18 protein-coding genes, 2 tRNA genes and 1 other RNA gene are annotated in these 14,701 nt (G+C 48.7%); 13 read left to right on the top strand and 8 right to left on the bottom strand.

Annotated elements, in window-relative coordinates; genetic code table 11:
- The 5 genes from WC490_07595 to WC490_07575 all read right to left on the bottom strand — a co-directional run.
- Positions 1-524 (bottom strand): LCP family protein (locus tag WC490_07595; GenBank protein MFA5098464.1); only part of this gene is annotated, 524 nt, incomplete at its 3' end.
- Positions 506-1,030 (bottom strand): ferritin family protein, encoded by a 525-nt coding sequence (locus WC490_07590; protein ID MFA5098463.1) that lies wholly within the window; start codon positions 1,028-1,030, stop codon positions 506-508. The genes WC490_07590 and WC490_07595, both read right to left, overlap by 19 nt.
- A gap of 21 nt (positions 1,031-1,051) precedes the next feature.
- Positions 1,052-2,359 carry an NAD(P)/FAD-dependent oxidoreductase gene (locus tag WC490_07585; protein MFA5098462.1) on the bottom strand — a complete coding sequence of 436 codons (1,308 nt, stop codon included), beginning with the start codon at positions 2,357-2,359 and terminating at the stop codon, positions 1,052-1,054.
- Positions 2,343-2,954 (bottom strand): Maf family protein, encoded by a 612-nt coding sequence (locus WC490_07580; GenBank protein ID MFA5098461.1) that lies wholly within the window; start codon positions 2,952-2,954, stop codon positions 2,343-2,345. Before WC490_07580 ends, WC490_07585 begins: the two co-directional genes overlap by 17 nt.
- Positions 2,951-3,592 (bottom strand): hypothetical protein, encoded by a 642-nt coding sequence (locus tag WC490_07575; protein MFA5098460.1) that lies wholly within the window; start codon positions 3,590-3,592, stop codon positions 2,951-2,953. Before WC490_07575 ends, WC490_07580 begins: the two co-directional genes overlap by 4 nt.
- A gap of 253 nt (positions 3,593-3,845) precedes the next feature.
- On the opposite strand from WC490_07575, the gene WC490_07570 reads away from it, so the two are divergent.
- From WC490_07570 to WC490_07555, 4 genes are read left to right on the top strand one after another with little or no spacing between them, the layout of a single operon-like run.
- Positions 3,846-4,721, top strand: a complete 876-nt coding sequence (locus WC490_07570; protein ID MFA5098459.1) for a diacylglycerol kinase family protein — start codon at positions 3,846-3,848, stop codon at positions 4,719-4,721.
- A gap of 12 nt (positions 4,722-4,733) precedes the next feature.
- Positions 4,734-5,480, top strand: a complete 747-nt coding sequence (larB, locus tag WC490_07565; protein ID MFA5098458.1) for a nickel pincer cofactor biosynthesis protein LarB — start codon at positions 4,734-4,736, stop codon at positions 5,478-5,480.
- A complete protein-coding gene (gene larC / locus WC490_07560) occupies positions 5,477-6,646 on the top strand; it encodes a nickel pincer cofactor biosynthesis protein LarC (protein MFA5098457.1) in 1,170 nt (389 codons plus the stop codon). The genes larB and larC overlap by 4 nt, the downstream gene beginning before the upstream one ends.
- Positions 6,643-7,044 (top strand): ribonuclease HI family protein, encoded by a 402-nt coding sequence (locus WC490_07555; GenBank protein ID MFA5098456.1) that lies wholly within the window; start codon positions 6,643-6,645, stop codon positions 7,042-7,044. Before larC ends, WC490_07555 begins: the two co-directional genes overlap by 4 nt.
- 20 nt (positions 7,045-7,064) lie before the next feature.
- On the opposite strand, the gene WC490_07550 is transcribed toward WC490_07555, so the two are convergent.
- The gene (locus WC490_07550) at positions 7,065-8,132 is read right to left on the bottom strand and encodes a hypothetical protein (protein ID MFA5098455.1); all 1,068 of its coding nucleotides are present in this window, start codon (positions 8,130-8,132) and stop codon (positions 7,065-7,067) included.
- A gap of 70 nt (positions 8,133-8,202) precedes the next feature.
- Between WC490_07550 and rnpB the strand changes: the two genes are divergently transcribed.
- The 4 genes from rnpB to WC490_07530 all read left to right on the top strand — a co-directional run bounded on the left by rnpB (position 8,203) and on the right by WC490_07530 (position 9,843).
- An RNA gene (gene rnpB, locus WC490_07545) (RNase P RNA component class A) lies at positions 8,203-8,596 on the top strand.
- A 25-nt stretch (positions 8,597-8,621) separates the two neighbouring features.
- Positions 8,622-9,035, top strand: a complete 414-nt coding sequence (locus WC490_07540) for a secondary thiamine-phosphate synthase enzyme YjbQ (GenBank protein ID MFA5098454.1) — start codon at positions 8,622-8,624, stop codon at positions 9,033-9,035.
- Positions 9,036-9,126: 91 nt separating this feature from the next.
- Positions 9,127-9,264, top strand: a complete 138-nt coding sequence (locus WC490_07535; protein ID MFA5098453.1) for a hypothetical protein — start codon at positions 9,127-9,129, stop codon at positions 9,262-9,264.
- A 24-nt stretch (positions 9,265-9,288) separates the two neighbouring features.
- Positions 9,289-9,843: a pentapeptide repeat-containing protein gene (locus tag WC490_07530; protein MFA5098452.1), complete on the top strand. Its 555-nt coding sequence runs from the start codon at positions 9,289-9,291 to the stop codon at positions 9,841-9,843.
- Between the two features lie 8 nt (positions 9,844-9,851).
- Here WC490_07530 and ispE read toward each other — a convergent pair whose 3' ends face one another.
- Positions 9,852-10,697: a 4-(cytidine 5'-diphospho)-2-C-methyl-D-erythritol kinase gene (ispE, locus tag WC490_07525; protein MFA5098451.1), complete on the bottom strand. Its 846-nt coding sequence runs from the start codon at positions 10,695-10,697 to the stop codon at positions 9,852-9,854.
- 52 nt (positions 10,698-10,749) lie between these two features.
- Positions 10,750-11,010, bottom strand: a complete 261-nt coding sequence (rpsT, locus tag WC490_07520) for a 30S ribosomal protein S20 (protein MFA5098450.1) — start codon at positions 11,008-11,010, stop codon at positions 10,750-10,752.
- A gap of 58 nt (positions 11,011-11,068) precedes the next feature.
- Between rpsT and accD the strand changes: the two genes are divergently transcribed.
- The 5 genes from accD (at position 11,069) to WC490_07495 (ending at position 14,615) form a co-directional block, all read left to right on the top strand.
- Complete coding sequence (gene accD, locus WC490_07515; GenBank protein MFA5098449.1) at positions 11,069-11,917, top strand: acetyl-CoA carboxylase, carboxyltransferase subunit beta; 849 nt, start codon at positions 11,069-11,071, stop codon at positions 11,915-11,917.
- A gap of 4 nt (positions 11,918-11,921) precedes the next feature.
- Positions 11,922-12,881, top strand: a complete 960-nt coding sequence (locus WC490_07510) for an acetyl-CoA carboxylase carboxyltransferase subunit alpha (GenBank protein ID MFA5098448.1) — start codon at positions 11,922-11,924, stop codon at positions 12,879-12,881.
- Positions 12,882-12,927: 46 nt separating this feature from the next.
- Positions 12,928-13,011: transfer RNA gene (locus WC490_07505), tRNA-Leu, on the top strand.
- Between the two features lie 75 nt (positions 13,012-13,086).
- Positions 13,087-13,168, top strand: a tRNA-Leu gene (locus WC490_07500).
- Positions 13,169-13,466: 298 nt separating this feature from the next.
- Complete coding sequence (locus WC490_07495) at positions 13,467-14,615, top strand: Fic family protein (GenBank protein MFA5098447.1); 1,149 nt, start codon at positions 13,467-13,469, stop codon at positions 14,613-14,615.
- Positions 14,616-14,701 lie beyond the last annotated feature (86 nt).

Below are 14,701 nucleotides of genomic sequence, written 5' to 3'. Positions count from 1 at the left end.
TACCCCATGGCTTGATAACCTGACAGTTTCTGAGGCCCCGCCCTCAGATTGATATGCAGGCTTCCTGCATTGTCGCTGTAGTAGAGCGGCTTTTCTACATCGACAGTAACACCCCCTATACTGTCGACAAGGTTCATGAAAAGAGGAAAATTGATGTCAATGTAATAATGGACGGGGACCTTGAGAAAATTTGACACGGTAAGACAGGACAGCTCCGGGCCTCCGTACATATGAGCATGGTTTATCTTGTCCTGCCCGTATCCCGGAATGTCCACGAGAGTGTCCCTTGGTATGGCAAGGATGCCGATCCTTCTCTCCGCATAGTCTATATGCAGCAGGTTGATCGAGTCCGACCTCGCTCTCCAGCCCGAAGCGGTGTCGATCCCCATGACAAGGATGTTAATTTCGTCGTTCTTCTTGATGAAGCCCTTGCTGAGAGCAAAAAAGAGAACGCCGGCACAAAGTACAGCGGTCAGTAAAAGCGCCAGGTCCCTTGGGCGCGGTATCAGCCTTCGACCAGCCATTTTTCCTCCTTGTGGAACCATTCGGAGGGATTTGACAGGTAAAGATGCGTGTCCTCAAGGAGGTCATAATGTATGCTCTCCTCCTTGGCAAGGAATTCGAACAGTTTTTTTGCGGCAGGCTCTTCGGTCTCGCCGGCTATCTTTTTATAAAAGTCGAAACCCTTCTTCTCAAGGTCCATGCCTACTTCATAGGCATGCAGAAGCTCCTTATCAGGTGCGACGCTCTTTTCAAGCGAGCCTTTTATACCGCTTAAGACTTCGGACTTAAGTCTTTCGCTCCACTGCGCATCCGCTGCACCCGCAGCCTTGTCAAAGTCCTTACCGGTTATCTGGGAATAAAAGTTCTCTATTGCCTTAATGTGCATAAGCTCTTTATCGGCTATGGCTTTTAGCGTGGCACTTCCCAGAGCGTTCTTTGAGGCGTTTGCCGCCTTCATATAGAGAGCATATCCTTCTTCTTCCAGAAGTATCGAGGTCTTTGCGGCCTTTTCAAGATCGGTAGACATATTGTTCCTCCTTGCCGTATTTTATTTAATTATACCACCGCTAACGCTGTTGCCCGCCGTCCAGCCCGTTGACCAGGCCGCCTGAAGATTGAAGCCGCCTGTTTTTCCGATGACATCAAGTATCTCTCCCGCAAAATACAGGCCTTTAACTATTTTTGATTCCAGGGTCTTATTATCGATCTCTTTAAGGTCTATGCCTCCGTCGGTAGCGATCGATTTGTTGACAATGACATAGTTTGAGATGGTGAATGAAAGCTCGGTAAGCTGCTTCAGTATTTGTTTTCTCTGCTCTTTTGTCAGGTCGTGGACCTTGATGTCCGGGGATATCCCGGAAAGCTCCAGGATCACAGGCGGTAAAGATTTGGGAAGCAGCAGGAAAAGGGAATTCAGAACATCTTTATTGGGATTGGCCGCAAAATTACCGACCAAAAGCTCATCGACTTTCTTTTCGTCAAGACCTGGGAAGAAATTTATCGAGACCCTGAAGCCGCTCATCTGCGCGTTCGAAACATTAAGGCCTGCATTTATCATGGTTGGTCCGGTAAGACCAAAGTTCGCGAACATTATCGGGCCGTGGTCCTTAAAAAGCAGGCCGGTGCGGTTGATGAACAAGACTTCCGCTTCAACACTTAAACCATTCAGTTTCCTGCAGATATCTACTTCCTTTACCTCAAACGGGTACAGCGCTTTCTTTGGAGGGATTATCTTATGTCCCAGGCTCTCTGCAAACCTGAACCCGTCTCCCGTTGAACCTGTTCTCTGCTTTGTTTTGCCCCCGGTCGAGAGAAGGACATTTGGCGCAAGGAATTCCCCCTTGGGGGTCTTGACACCCCGGATGACTGCTCCCCTCTCCCTCTTGCCCCGAGCGTAGTCGAGGGGTTGGGAGAGGGGTTGGGGGTGAGGGCTGGTGAGCAACTCCTCGACAGGCGCTTCATAAATGATGTCCACCTTAAGCTTTATAAGCCTCTTAAGAAGCGCGTCAAGAAAATCCCTTGCCTTATTGCTTTTGGGGAACACTTTTAAACCGGGCTCGACTTTGAGAGCCACTCCTGCCGACTCAAAGAACTCCATCACTTCCAGGTTCGAATAATTGTGCAGCATGCTGATCATGAACTTCGGGTTCTTCATGTAATTAAAGCAGAAAGCCGCGGGGTCCTTTTCCGCATTGGTCACATTGCACCGGCCGTTGCCGCAGATGAGAAGTTTCTTCCCCGCAGAGGAATTCTTTTCCAGGATCAGGACCTTGAGCCCGCGCTCCGAGGCCCTTATTGCAGCCATCATTCCGGCGGGACCTGCCCCCACGATTATGAGATCATACATTTTTGGCATTCTTTTCGTACGGGCAGGCGGCCGCCTGCCCCTCCAATATCGATTTCAACTTTTTGATCGGCAGCCCCACCACATTATCATAGTCACCCTTTATCCGCTCCACCAGGAAAGCTCCCCTGCCCTGGATGGCAAAAGCCCCAGCCTTATCCAGGGGCTCCCTGGTCTTAACATATGCATCTATCTCATCTTTGGACAATTTTTTGATCTTAACAAGGGTGGTTTCTTGTCCCGTCCGGCAAGGCAGATGCATGCCCCTATCAATCCTCATCACCGCAATCCCCGTAATTACCCGCACCACCTTATTGCTTATCACCCTCAGCATCCTTGCAGCATCTTTCTTATTCTTGGGTTTCCCCAGTATCTTTCCGGCGCAGACAACTATCGTATCTGCAGCCACGATCGTTCCGCTCTTAACTTTTGGCGCCGCTTTCTGCGCTTTTTCTCTTGCATGATGGACCGCCAGTCTGCCGGGCGGCAGCCGTTTATTCTCATTTTCGTCATGATCATTCCGTAAAACAAAGAGCTTCCAGCCCTTTATTTTTTTTATCAGGCGTTTTCTTCGGGGGGAGGCGGAGGCAAGGTAAAGCTTTTTCACTGTTTGGCTTTGGGGTCCGGAGCGTCTTTCTTATTTAGGTTGGGGTTTTGTGCCATGTAATCAAGCTCCTGGCCAACAATGGTCTTTAGTTCCTTATAAGCATTGGCAAGGTCCTGGGGGTTCTTTACCGGAAGTCCGGCCGCGTTCTGCACCCTGTCAACAGCAAGCCCCATACAGATCTTTGACCCCGAAAACTGCATGGGCACGGTCTGCTGTGAATAAAATGTCATCTTGAATTTGTACTGCTTGTCGCCGAAAACTATGCCGCTAAAAAGCCCCGGAACCCCGCTGAGAGAGGCCCTTTTGCCGTCGAGCAGATCGCAAAAAGCCTGGAACATTTTGCCGTAAAGTGTTTCGTAATAATCCCTGGTATAGGTCTTCTGATATCTCCAGATGAGGAAAAAACACAGTTCTTTGAGATGGGCAACGGAGTCCGCGCTTATAAGCACCGTGTTCTTGGCCGGCATGGCATCCATTGCGTAATAGATGCCGTTCCTGTATTCAAGGCCCCTCGGCCGTTTGGCCGCGTCCTTCCAGGCCTCAGGCACCAGAGTACAGGGTTTTGGAAGCGGCGGAAGATAATTGAAGTTCATGTCTTTTTTTATATTAATCTTTTTATCCGCCTCTTTCAAGAGCACCCCTTGACAAACACTTTCCCGGTGGTAGAATTTGCACATCCTTGAGCAAAGGAGGTGAAGATATGAACTGGATATGGTGGGTAGTTATAGCGATAATAGTCATCGCTTTGATATGGTGGTGGGCAACATCCTCAAAAAAATAGGCTGAAAAGTACTTTTATATAAAAGAAGACCCCGGAGATCCACGGGGTCCTTTATTTTAAGGCGCGGTGAGGCGGTTTGGCTCAAGGGTTATGTTATAATTCTTTAACTGATGAACATCAAGATCATTGTCAATCCGCAGGCCGGTAAAGGAAAAGCAAAAAAGCTCGCGTACGAGGTCGAGAACTTTTTGTGCGGCAGAGGGCTGGAGTACAGCCTTGACCGCACCTTTAGGCCGATGGGCGCCGCGACCCTTGCAAAAAAGGCGGTCGAAGACGGCTTTGATCTGGTCCTGTCTGTAGGCGGTGACGGCACTGCCAACGAGGTTGCCAACGGGCTGGCAGGGAGCAGAACGCGTCTTGCTGTGATCCCGGCAGGAACAAAGAACGATTTTGCAAGGTCCCTTGGGCTGGATCCCGAGGATCTTATTTCTGCATGCGAGACCGCGGTCGAGGGGCGCTCCAGAAAGATAGATCTAGGACTTATTAACGGGCGGTATTTTTTGAACGGCGTGTCCCTGGGCCTCAAGACCGAACTTGCAAAACAAGGCATAGAAGGAAGCGGCCCTATTGCCTTAATGGACAAAGTGTCGCAAGCTCTTTTCTTTTTCCGCAGGTTCAAGCCGCTGCGGGTGGTTATAACGGCAGACTCCTCCGTGATAGACTCCTCGGTAATTTCGGTGCAGGTGGCAAACGGCAGATATCTGTTTGGAGGCCGGCTTGTGGCTCCAAAGGCCAGCCTTGAAGACGGTCTCCTTGACCTTGCCGTCATAAAAAGCGGCGGAAAGCTCCGGTATCTGGCCAACCGCTCAAAGATAAAGAAAGGCTGCGGAAGGTACGCTGATGACCTGATAAGTATGAGGGCCTCAAAGGTCGATATTGAATGCCCTTTGGAGACTTACGCAAAATTTGACGGGGAGCTCATCAAAAGCTCGGGCACCTGCTCCATCCGTGTTTCGGACAGTAAACTTAATGTAATGTCCAACTGAGGTTCTTATACAATGGACCTTCCGCAGCTAAAAAGAATTTTGTCCCGCCTCAGGAAAGGCAAGCTCTCCCCTGCTGAAGCTCTTTCGCTTTTGAGGGCTCTCCCTTACCGGAACCTCGGCTTTGCAAAGGTCGACCATCACCGCCAGCTGAGAAAAGGTTTTCCCGAGGTCATATACTGCCCGGGCAAGACCATAGAACATATTAAAAAAATAGCCTTGACCCAGAAGGATGTGCTTGCCACAAGGGCAGATGAAAAAATATTTCTGGAGATTAAAAAAGTCCTTCCGAATGCAAAATACTTCCCTCTCGCGCGGATTATATCCATCAGGAGCACAAAAAGAAAGGACCTCTCTGCCTCAAAAAAGCCGATACTTGTTATTACCGCTGGAACAGCCGATATCCCGGTTGCCGAAGAGGCCGCCGTAACCGCGGAGCTCCTTGGCAATAAGGCAAATAGGATCTATGATGTCGGAGTGGCAGGCCTTCACAGGCTTCTTGACAGGACAAAGGATATTATGTCCGCGCCCGTCATAATAGTCGTTGCCGGAATGGATGGGGCGCTGCCGAGCGTTATAGCCGGGCTTACATCGGCTCCTGTGATAGCAGTACCCACCAGTGTCGGCTACGGCGCCAGCTTCAAAGGGCTTTCTGCACTTCTGACAATGATGAACGCCTGCGCCACGGGAGTGGGCGTGGTCAACATAGACAACGGCTTTGGCGCTGCATGCCTTGCCGACGCTATAATGAGGAGAAAATGAGGACAGCCTATTTTGACTGCTTCAGCGGCGCCTGCGGCAATATGATACTGGGGGCGCTCGTTGACGCAGGATTAAGCATAAAGAAGTTGAGGGCCGAGCTGAAGAAACTCAGGCTCGCCGGATACTCGCTGCAAAGCCGCAAGGTAAAGAAGAACGGGATCTCTTGCACCTATCTGGATGTAACGGACAACTCCGTAAGGGCACGCGGCCGCGTGCCCCAAACACGCCATCTATCCGACATCACCCGTCTCATCACCCGCAGCAAATTGTCTAGATCGGTAAAGGAACGCTCTGTCGCCGTCTTTACCCATCTTGCCAGAGCCGAAGCAAAGGTGCACGGGACAAGTATCAACAAGATCCATTTCCACGAAGTCGGGGCTGTAGATGCCATAGTGGATATTGTAGGTTCCGTGATAGGGCTGGAACTCCTCAAAATAGAAAAAGTGTACTGTTCTCCTTTTCCTCTAAGCCGCGGTTTTGTTGACTGCGCTCACGGAAGACTTCCGGTCCCCGCGCCTGCGACTCTTGAGCTTATCAAAGGAGTACCGGTTTACGGAACAGATATCACAGGGGAGCTGGTAACCCCGACCGGCGCTGCCATCCTGACCACTCTTGCGGAATTTAAACGGGTCCCTAAAATGAGGGTTTTGGCCTCAGGCTTCGGAGCTGGCTCAAGAGATCACAAACATCCCAATCTCTTGAGAGTTTTGGTTGGTGAAAAGGCCACCCTCGGCAGCGGAGAAGTATATGTGGTGGAAACGAACATAGACGACCTTAATCCGCAGATCTATGAGTATGTTATAGAAAGATTACTATCGGCAGGGGCGCTCGATGCCAATCTAACCCCGGTCATCATGAAAAAATCGAGGCCTGCCGTAAAGCTTGAGGTTACTGCGGAAGAAAAGGACCTTGCTTCGATCAAAAGAATAATATTTGAAGAGACCACTTCTATAGGCCTGCGCATCTCAAAATGCGAAAGGGATGTTCTACCCCGGCATATAGACACCGTCAAGACCCGTTTCGGCCCCGTCAGGGTAAAGAGAGCCAACGCCGGCGGTAGGTTGCTAAATGCTATGCCTGAATACGAGGATTGCAAAAGAGCCGCCGCAAAACATAAAGCCCCCCTTAAAACAGTCTATAAAGAAGTGGAAAGAACTCTAAAATGATCTCGGTGCACATAGACGGAGCTTCAAGGAACAATCCCGGCACTGCGGGCATCGGCGTACTGGCTCAAAAGGACGGCAAGGAAGTTTTGCAGCTGGCCGAGTACATAGGAAAAACCACCAACAATGTTGCCGAATACACGGCGCTGATAAGGGCTCTTGAGGAGCTTCTGCTGCTGGGGCATAAAAAAGCCCACTTTTATTCGGACAGCCAGCTTCTGGTGGAACAGGTCTGCGGCAGGTACAGGGTAAAAGATGAAAAACTAAAAGGCCTGCACAGCCTCGCGCAGAAACTCGCGTCAAAAATGGAAGTGTTCAGGATAACACACATCCCCAGGGAAAAGAACCGGGATGCGGACAGGCTGGCGAACAAAGGGATAGATGCCCAGAGTTCCGCATAAACACCCCGCCGCATCAAGATCTATCCACGGTCTTCAAGTATCTCTATTAGGACAGGCACGGCCTGTTTTGCATCAAGACAATCGGTGTGGGTAAAAACACTTTTTCTGTTCCCGGCAAAATTGGCAACGGGATTGAACATAAGCCAGTCTAGGTCCGGCCTCAATATGCCCCTTTCGATAAGGTATCTTCCTGTTTTGAGTTCTTCCGGCGCCATAAAGAACCAGAGGGCCATTTCCAGCACAGACTCCAGAACGCACGAGCTTAGATGGACTCCGTTGTAATTATTTTGGTCATCAACCAGATGATAACTATCATGCTGATCTGCGAGGAACTGTCTCAAACTGCCTTTCCTTGCCTGACCCGGCTCTGAACTTCCGAGGAACCTTCCTCTCATCCGTGCCCAGGAGGAAGAATCCTCCCCGAGGCTTTCGACTACCGCCGCCAAAAGGACGCCGCCTTCCCTTTCAACACGAAGCCTGGAGTTCGCCATTTGAGCGTTCAGCACTGCAACGGGTCCGGTCCCGGGATCAAGGGCTGTAGCCAGGAGCTTTGGGGCCAGCTTAACAACCGCCTCTTTTTTAACCGCTTTCTGCCACATGTCTCCCAGTTGTTCTGAGGAGATCCCGTATTGTTCCGCGAACTGACCTCCTCCAAGCACCGGAGTATCAGACATTTCAAGTCCCAATCTTCCCAAACACTTTTCCCTGTCAAAATCCGGGACAGCGTCCGGCCCATTGCTGTAGATGCTGTATTCATAGCCCTTATAACTTTCGAATATGCCTCTTCGGACGGCGTGCTCCGCAGAAAAAAGCCTCAGGGCGCGAAGCCCGTAACCGTTTTCCATCAAACCGCCCAGAACGATCTTTAGCACCGCGCCGGTATCAACCCCGGGAAAGAACATCTGAGATTTGAACCTGAAAACCATCTGTCTCTTAACAGAGTCCCCGGGCCGCTCCAAAACGAATGGGATCACATCCCTAAACCCTGATCTTAGGCCTTCAGAGGCCCGGATTACAGAAGAAACAATATCCGGACAGAGTTTATGAGAATGAACGCCTTTTCTGCCTGATATCTCTATTGCTTTCATTTTATTTTCCCTAAGTTCTTTCGCAAAAACGGGCTCGGGATTTCAAACAAGGTATGCTAAAATATATACAAGGGCAAGCTGGACGGCTACCCTTCGACTCGGTCGCTTCGCTTCCTCGCTCAGGGCTAGCCCCGAGCGGAGCGAACGAAGTGAGCGAAGTCGAGGGGAGGAAAGTCCGGGCTGCACAAAGCGGTGGCAGATAACGTCTGCCGGAGGAAACTCCAGGGAAAGTGCCACAGAAATCACACGGCCGAATTCCCGCCTAAAGCGGGGATGGCAAAGTTGAAACTGTGAGGTAAGAGCTCACATTCTTTTATGGGGACATAAGAGAAGGCAAACCCCACCTGCAGCAAGGCATTGAATTGCCGCATCGAGGTGTTCAGCGATGGACACCCCAGACAGATGGCCGTACATCCCGGGTAACTCCGGGTGGACAGAACCCGGCTTATAGGCTTGCCCTTAATTTTTTTTTCGTGCTATGATTCTGCCATGAAAACCTACACCGAATATCTTAAACTCAAGACAAAGAATGAGAAGGAATTCATCAACATCACCCCTGAAGTTGAAAGAGCGATCGAAAAGTCCGGAATATCCGACGGGATGGCGCTTGTTTCCGCCATGCACATAACAGCCTCTGTATTCGTAAATGACGAGGAAAGCGGTCTAAAAAATGACCTGATGGAATGGGCGGAAAAAATAGCACCGGACAGGCCGGACTACAGGCACCACCAGACAGGTGAAAGCAACGGCGATGCCCATCTAAAATCCCTGCTTCTTAACCACGAGATAATCGTACCCGTCACAAAAGGCCGCCCCGACTTCGGGCCCTGGCAGCAGATCTTTTACGGCGAGTGGGACGGACAGAGGGAAAAGCGCGTCATAATAAAGGTCCTTGGAATATAAGTCCCCGCCACAATCACCTGAAATCCCCCCCAAACATACCTCCGATATAATATTTGAATACATTTATTAGAAATAGTAAAGGAAAATACAAATGGGATTTGACAGGATTGAGATCGGCCTCGGCAGAGTAGCAAGAATGTATCAGCTGAAACCGGAAATTATGGGAGGAAAAGGGATCATACAGATGAGGCCGGGAATTGACCCTGCTGCCGTTTTGGGACAAAGATGAAGCACACGCCTTAATGACCTTGGAATGATATCGAAAGATACATTTAATGTGGCTATGTTCGCCCATCCCGCCCAACCGCGATGTTTTAATTACGATATTTTCGAGAGGGATGAATTCTTCATCCTTAATGCTGAAGGACTTGTCAGAAGAACCGGTCAGGGGCAGGATGGCGCAATGGGAGAGATCGCATGTGTGGCTCAGGCAACAGCAATAACAACGGGAAGGCTGGCAGATTATCAATATTTTAACTCTATATACGGCGATTACCATTCTCAAGTTGCGGATGCCATTCGCTCTTTAATGGCCGGAGATGTTGCAAGCTGGAATTCATTCGGGCAGGAAATACGCGCTCTTGAGCGTCCCTATTACTATCCGATCCAGCTGATCGATCTGTCCGGCGCGCATTTTGACGGCCTGGATCTTCACGGGGTTGATCTTAGCAGAACAGTGCTCGACTGGGCAACATTTGAAAATGTAAATCTTGATGATGCGGATGTTTCAACCTGGGAACATCTTCGTGTTGGAATAGAATTTAGGGGCATATCACAGAACGATGAAACAAAACTGGGGATCGTATAATATTAAGGTTAGACCAGCTCAATTCCCTTACCTGCATCTTGAACGAAGAATGATCTCGGATATCTTTCCTTTATTTTGATCAGTAATTTCTTTCCTTGCTCTTCATCCCTGCAAACCCCAAACACCGCGCTGCCGCTTCCCGTCATCTGAGCGCCGGTGCATCCCGCCTCCAACAAAGCCTTCTTCACCTCTCCGATCACCGGATACTTGTTAATTACAACCGCCTCCAGATCATTGCCTAAATTGGACATTGGAAATTGGAAATTGGAAATTGTTTTGACCCTGTCCCATTCCTCATACGCCCACGCCGTCGGAACCGAGATATCTGGTTTTACGACGATATACCGTTGGGGCACGCGGCCGCGTGCCCTTACATCTTTTTCGATATTCTCTCCCCTCCCCTTACATAAACATCTGCCGCCAATGATAAAGAACGGCACATCCGATCCTATCTGCGCCGCGATCTCTATCAGTTCCTCATCGGACAATTTTAACTCCCATATCTTATTCAGACCGATAAGCACTGCCGCTGCATTCGAAGACCCTCCGCCCAATCCCGCCTCCATAGGAATATTCTTTTTTATCTCTATCCTTATCCCTTTTTCTATATTGAATTTTTTCCTGATCAATTCTACCGCTTTATAGCAGATATTTCCTTCCCCTGCAGGAACTTTATCGTCCGAACAATGAATTTCTATCGAATCTCTATCGAGTTTCGACCGTATTTCTATCTCGTCATACAGCGAAACACTTTGCATAATGCTTTCTATCTCGTGGAATCCATCGGGTCTTGGTCCAAGGATCTTGAGCGTGAGGTTTATCTTTGCAAATGCTTTCAGTGATATTGATGTCATCTTGCAGGCCTTTGCCTTTCTCCCCCTTCACAAGGAGGAGATACAGAGGGGGTTACTTGGTCCTGTTGAACAGTTTCATCAGTCTGGATTTTTTGCGGGCGGCGGTCCTTTTGTGGAGCAGTCCCTTTGTTACCGATTTGTCGATCCTCTTTAAGGCATCCTTTAGGGCCTGACCGGCTTGTTCCGACTTAACGCTTATCGCCGTCTTTGCTTCTTTAACGGCCTTCTTTACCCTGGCCTTGAGCGCCTTGTTTCGCTGCTCGTTCCTGCTGCTGGTCTTTATCCTTTTTACAGCCGATTTTATGTTTGCCATTATCTGCTCCCTTAAGTTTTACTATGTTATAATAACATACATTAAAGGTTTAGACAACATGACAATTTCAGAGTGGTTTAACAAGAAAAAAAGCCCGGCGTACTCTGCCGAAAGGCTCGATATTCCCGGAAATCTCTGGGTAAAGTGCTTCAAATGCAAAGAGACCCTGTTCAATAAGGACCTGGAGGCGAACCTGAAAGTCTGCCCCAAATGCGGTTATCATTTCAAGCTCTCTTCAAAGGAAAGGATAGCCACGCTGCTTGACGGCTCAAGTTTTTCCCCATATGACCCCGAAATGAGGTCAAAGGACTTTCTCGGTTTTTTTGACACAAAACAGTACGCAAAAAGACTTCTGGAGCACGAAGAAAAGTCGGGGCTTGCGGAAGCCGTAGTAACAGGGGAAGGAACCCTGGGAGGCAAGCATGTTTGCCTGGCAGTGATGGACTTCGGCTTTATGGGCGGAAGCATGGGCTCCGTTGTAGGTGAAAAGATCACCCGAGCGGCCGAAAGGGCTCTGAAGCTTCGTCTTCCTCTGATAATAGTATCAACCTCAGGAGGGGCCAGAATGCAGGAAGGCATAATGTCCCTGATGCAGATGGCCAAGACATCTTCGGCCCTTGCGATGCTGGGACAGAATAACATCCCTTTCATAAGCATCCTTGCCGACCCTACCACAGGAGGAGTGTCTGCCAGCTTTGCCATGCTGGGTGACATTAACATAGGTGAACCAGCCGCATTAGTCGGCTTTGCGGGCCCCAGGGTCATCGAGCAGACCGTAAGGCAAAAACTTCCTCCCGGGTTCCAGAGGTCGGAATATCTGCTGGAGCACGGGATGGTGGACATGGTGGTAGAAAGAAAAGACCTCAGACCGGTACTTATCAAATGCCTGGACTGGTTAGGATACTAAGAACATGCAAAACAGATTTCTTCTTGATTTTGAAAGGCCTATAGCCAGTCTTTACAAAAAGATAGACGAGCTCAAAAAGCTCGGCAAAAGCGGCGCCCTGGACCTTGAGAGCGAAACCGCCGCTCTCGAAAAAAGGATAGAATCCCTGAGGCGTGAGATCTTTTCGAGCCTGACCCCTATACAGGTAGTATCGGTATCGCGCCATCAGCAAAGGCCCACCACGCTCGATTATATCGGGCAAATATTCGAGGATTTTGTCGAACTGCACGGGGACCGCTATTTTGGGGATGACAGGGCCCTGGTGGGCGGGTTTGCAAAACTCGACGGCAGGCCCGTGATGGTACTGGGACAGCAAAAGGGAAATTCGACAAAAGAGAACATCTTCAGGAACTTTGGTATGGCCCACCCCGAAGGATACAGAAAAGCACTCAGGCTGATGAAGTTGGCGGAAAAATTCAACAACCCCATCATCTGCCTGATAGATACGCCTGGAGCCTACCCCGGCATCGGGGCAGAGGAAAGAGGACAGGCAGAGGCAATAGCCAGAAATTTAAGAGAAATGGCGCTTTTGAAAGTGCCAATGGTCTGCGTAATAACAGGAGAAGGCGGAAGCGGAGGGGCTCTCGGCATAGGCATGGGCAACCGGGTCCTTATGTTCGAATACTCTATCTATTCGGTCATCTCCCCAGAAGGCTGCGCAGCCATACTCTTTAAGGATGCCTCAAGGGCCGCCGAGGCGGCGCAAAACTTCAAACTCACCGCAAAAGACCTTTTTGAACTAAAAGTAATAGATGGTATCATAAAAGAGCCGCTGGGAGGCGCCCATAACGACCTTAAGACCGCGGCAGACAACCTTAAGGAGGCGCTTATCCTTCAGTTGGACGAGTTAAAAAGCCTCTCCTTAGAAGCCGTAGTCAAGGACAGATATAAAAAGTTCAGGAACTTCGGCGAATTTATAGAATGACAGGGCTTTCCCCGAGCGAAGCGAACGGAGTGAGCGGAGTCGAGGGGCCGGAGTGGCGGAACTGGCAGACGCGCGCGACTCAAAATCGCGAGTCCGCAAGGGCGTGAGAGTTCGACCCTCTCCTCCGGCATGTTTTAACTCGCTACGCTCGCTCAGCATAGGGCAAGGCCCTGAGCGGAGCGAACGCAGTGAGCGAAGTCGAAGGGCCGTCGTGGCGGAATTGGCAGACGCGCACGACTCAGGATCGTGTGGGTAACACCATGGGAGTTCGAGTCTCCCCGACGGCAGAACTCGCAAAGCAGTGCCTAGGTTAGAAGCCACCGTCCCTATTTTGCGAGTTCCCTTGTCCTCGTCCTTGTCCTCTTACTTGCTCGCCTGCCCGCCGCAGGCAGGTAGGACAAGTACAAGAACAAAGACAAGGAAGACATGCCCCAACAATTGACAATTCAAATCAAATATTATAGAATTATCTTAACATATTAATAAACATATCGGTCAATATTTTTTATTATATGTTATATTTTAAGCAAATAATTAAGATAGTTTATTAACATTTTATACAACAAGGAGAATGCCATGAGTATTGTGACAGAAAGATATCCTTGGCTAACCTTTTCAATTGATATAAGAAGGCTTTCTTTTCAGACATGGATTCAATTAGGCGAATGCCTATCAAAATGTGATCACATAGAAAGAATTCCATTAACTCCCGGTGTCTCCAAAGAAATGCATCGAGTATACTTAGCTAAAGGCGTATTTGCAACAACCTCCATCGAAGGGAATACTTTATCAGAAGAGGATGTCCGATTAAGGATTGACGACAAGCTCAAGCTTCCACCCTCAAAAGAGTATTTGGGACAGGAAGTTGGCAATATTCTAAAACTATGTGACGAAGTATCTAAGGACATATTAAACACAGGACATTTCGATCTATCCATCGACAAAATATGCTTCTTTAATAGGATTATTCTGGACAAGGTTCCCTCCCCAGATTGTGTAACCCCAGGGAAGATTAGACATTACCCCGTTGTCGCCGGACAGTACAAAGGAGTTGACCATCAATACATTGTTGAATTATTGGACAAGCTTTGCATATGGATTAATAGTAATGAATTCAAATTCCACAACAACAACATAATAAATGGTATATTCAAAGCCATCGTTGCACATTTATACATGGCTTGGATCCATCCATTCGGAGATGGGAATGGCAGAACAGCTAGAATAATTGAATTCGCAATCCTTCTACATTCCGGAGTACCGAGTCCCGCTGCCCACTTATTAAGCAATCATTATAATCAAACGAGAAGTCAATATTATAATCATTTAGATTTAGCCAGAGAAAATATTTGTAGCTTTATAGCCTATGCAGTTGAAGGCTTGAGAGACGGTCTTAAGGACCAGCTCGAATATATTTTTAGCCAGGTGTTAAAAGTATCCTGGGAAAGTTATATTTACGAGATATCTAGATCCTTGAACCATTCCGAAAACAAGAGAAAACGCATAAGGAATTTAATTCTTGAACTATCTCAAAGCAATCATCCGGTTAAAAGGGAAGACTTGATAATTTTAACCCCTCGCATTATCGATTTGTATAAAAATAAATCAAAAATGACTCTTTCAAGAGATATCAATGAATTAAAAAGATTAAAACTTATTGAAGAGTCGGCTGACGGTTTTAGGGCAAAAACTGTGGCATGTACCCCTTATACTAGACAAGTAGTTTCAGTATAATCTGACTAGTAGAAAGGGGTGAAGGCACATGCCAAAAGGTTTCCCAACACTAACGGCCGAGCAGAAACAGGAGATTATTAAACGCA

It is taken from the genome of Candidatus Margulisiibacteriota bacterium, assembly GCA_041650635.1.
Classification (GTDB): domain Bacteria; phylum Margulisbacteria; class WOR-1; order JAKLHX01; family JBAZKV01; genus JBAZKV01.
The sequence above is the reverse complement of the archived record's forward strand: the minus strand, read 5'-3'. Positions and strand labels throughout refer to the sequence as shown.

What these genes read in the sequence shown, in the direction of transcription:
- WC490_07570 (MFA5098459.1), top strand. Translation starts at nt 3,846, where the DNA reads ATGAACATCAAGATCATTGTCAATCCGCAGGCCGGTAAAGGAAAAGCA.
- WC490_07590 (MFA5098463.1), bottom strand. Translation starts at nt 1,030, where the DNA reads ATGTCTACCGATCTTGAAAAGGCCGCAAAGACCTCGATACTTCTGGAA.
- ispE (MFA5098451.1), bottom strand. Translation starts at nt 10,697, where the DNA reads ATGACATCAATATCACTGAAAGCATTTGCAAAGATAAACCTCACGCTC.
- WC490_07540 (MFA5098454.1), top strand. Translation starts at nt 8,622, where the DNA reads ATGAAAACCTACACCGAATATCTTAAACTCAAGACAAAGAATGAGAAG.
- WC490_07555 (MFA5098456.1), top strand. Translation starts at nt 6,643, where the DNA reads ATGATCTCGGTGCACATAGACGGAGCTTCAAGGAACAATCCCGGCACT.
- larC (MFA5098457.1), top strand. Translation starts at nt 5,477, where the DNA reads ATGAGGACAGCCTATTTTGACTGCTTCAGCGGCGCCTGCGGCAATATG.
- WC490_07535 (MFA5098453.1), top strand. Translation starts at nt 9,127, where the DNA reads ATGGGATTTGACAGGATTGAGATCGGCCTCGGCAGAGTAGCAAGAATG.
- larB (MFA5098458.1), top strand. Translation starts at nt 4,734, where the DNA reads ATGGACCTTCCGCAGCTAAAAAGAATTTTGTCCCGCCTCAGGAAAGGC.
- accD (MFA5098449.1), top strand. Translation starts at nt 11,069, where the DNA reads ATGACAATTTCAGAGTGGTTTAACAAGAAAAAAAGCCCGGCGTACTCT.
- WC490_07510 (MFA5098448.1), top strand. Translation starts at nt 11,922, where the DNA reads ATGCAAAACAGATTTCTTCTTGATTTTGAAAGGCCTATAGCCAGTCTT.
- WC490_07550 (MFA5098455.1), bottom strand. Translation starts at nt 8,132, where the DNA reads ATGAAAGCAATAGAGATATCAGGCAGAAAAGGCGTTCATTCTCATAAA.
- WC490_07585 (MFA5098462.1), bottom strand. Translation starts at nt 2,359, where the DNA reads ATGCCAAAAATGTATGATCTCATAATCGTGGGGGCAGGTCCCGCCGGA.
- WC490_07530 (MFA5098452.1), top strand. Translation starts at nt 9,289, where the DNA reads ATGATATCGAAAGATACATTTAATGTGGCTATGTTCGCCCATCCCGCC.
- rpsT (MFA5098450.1), bottom strand. Translation starts at nt 11,010, where the DNA reads ATGGCAAACATAAAATCGGCTGTAAAAAGGATAAAGACCAGCAGCAGG.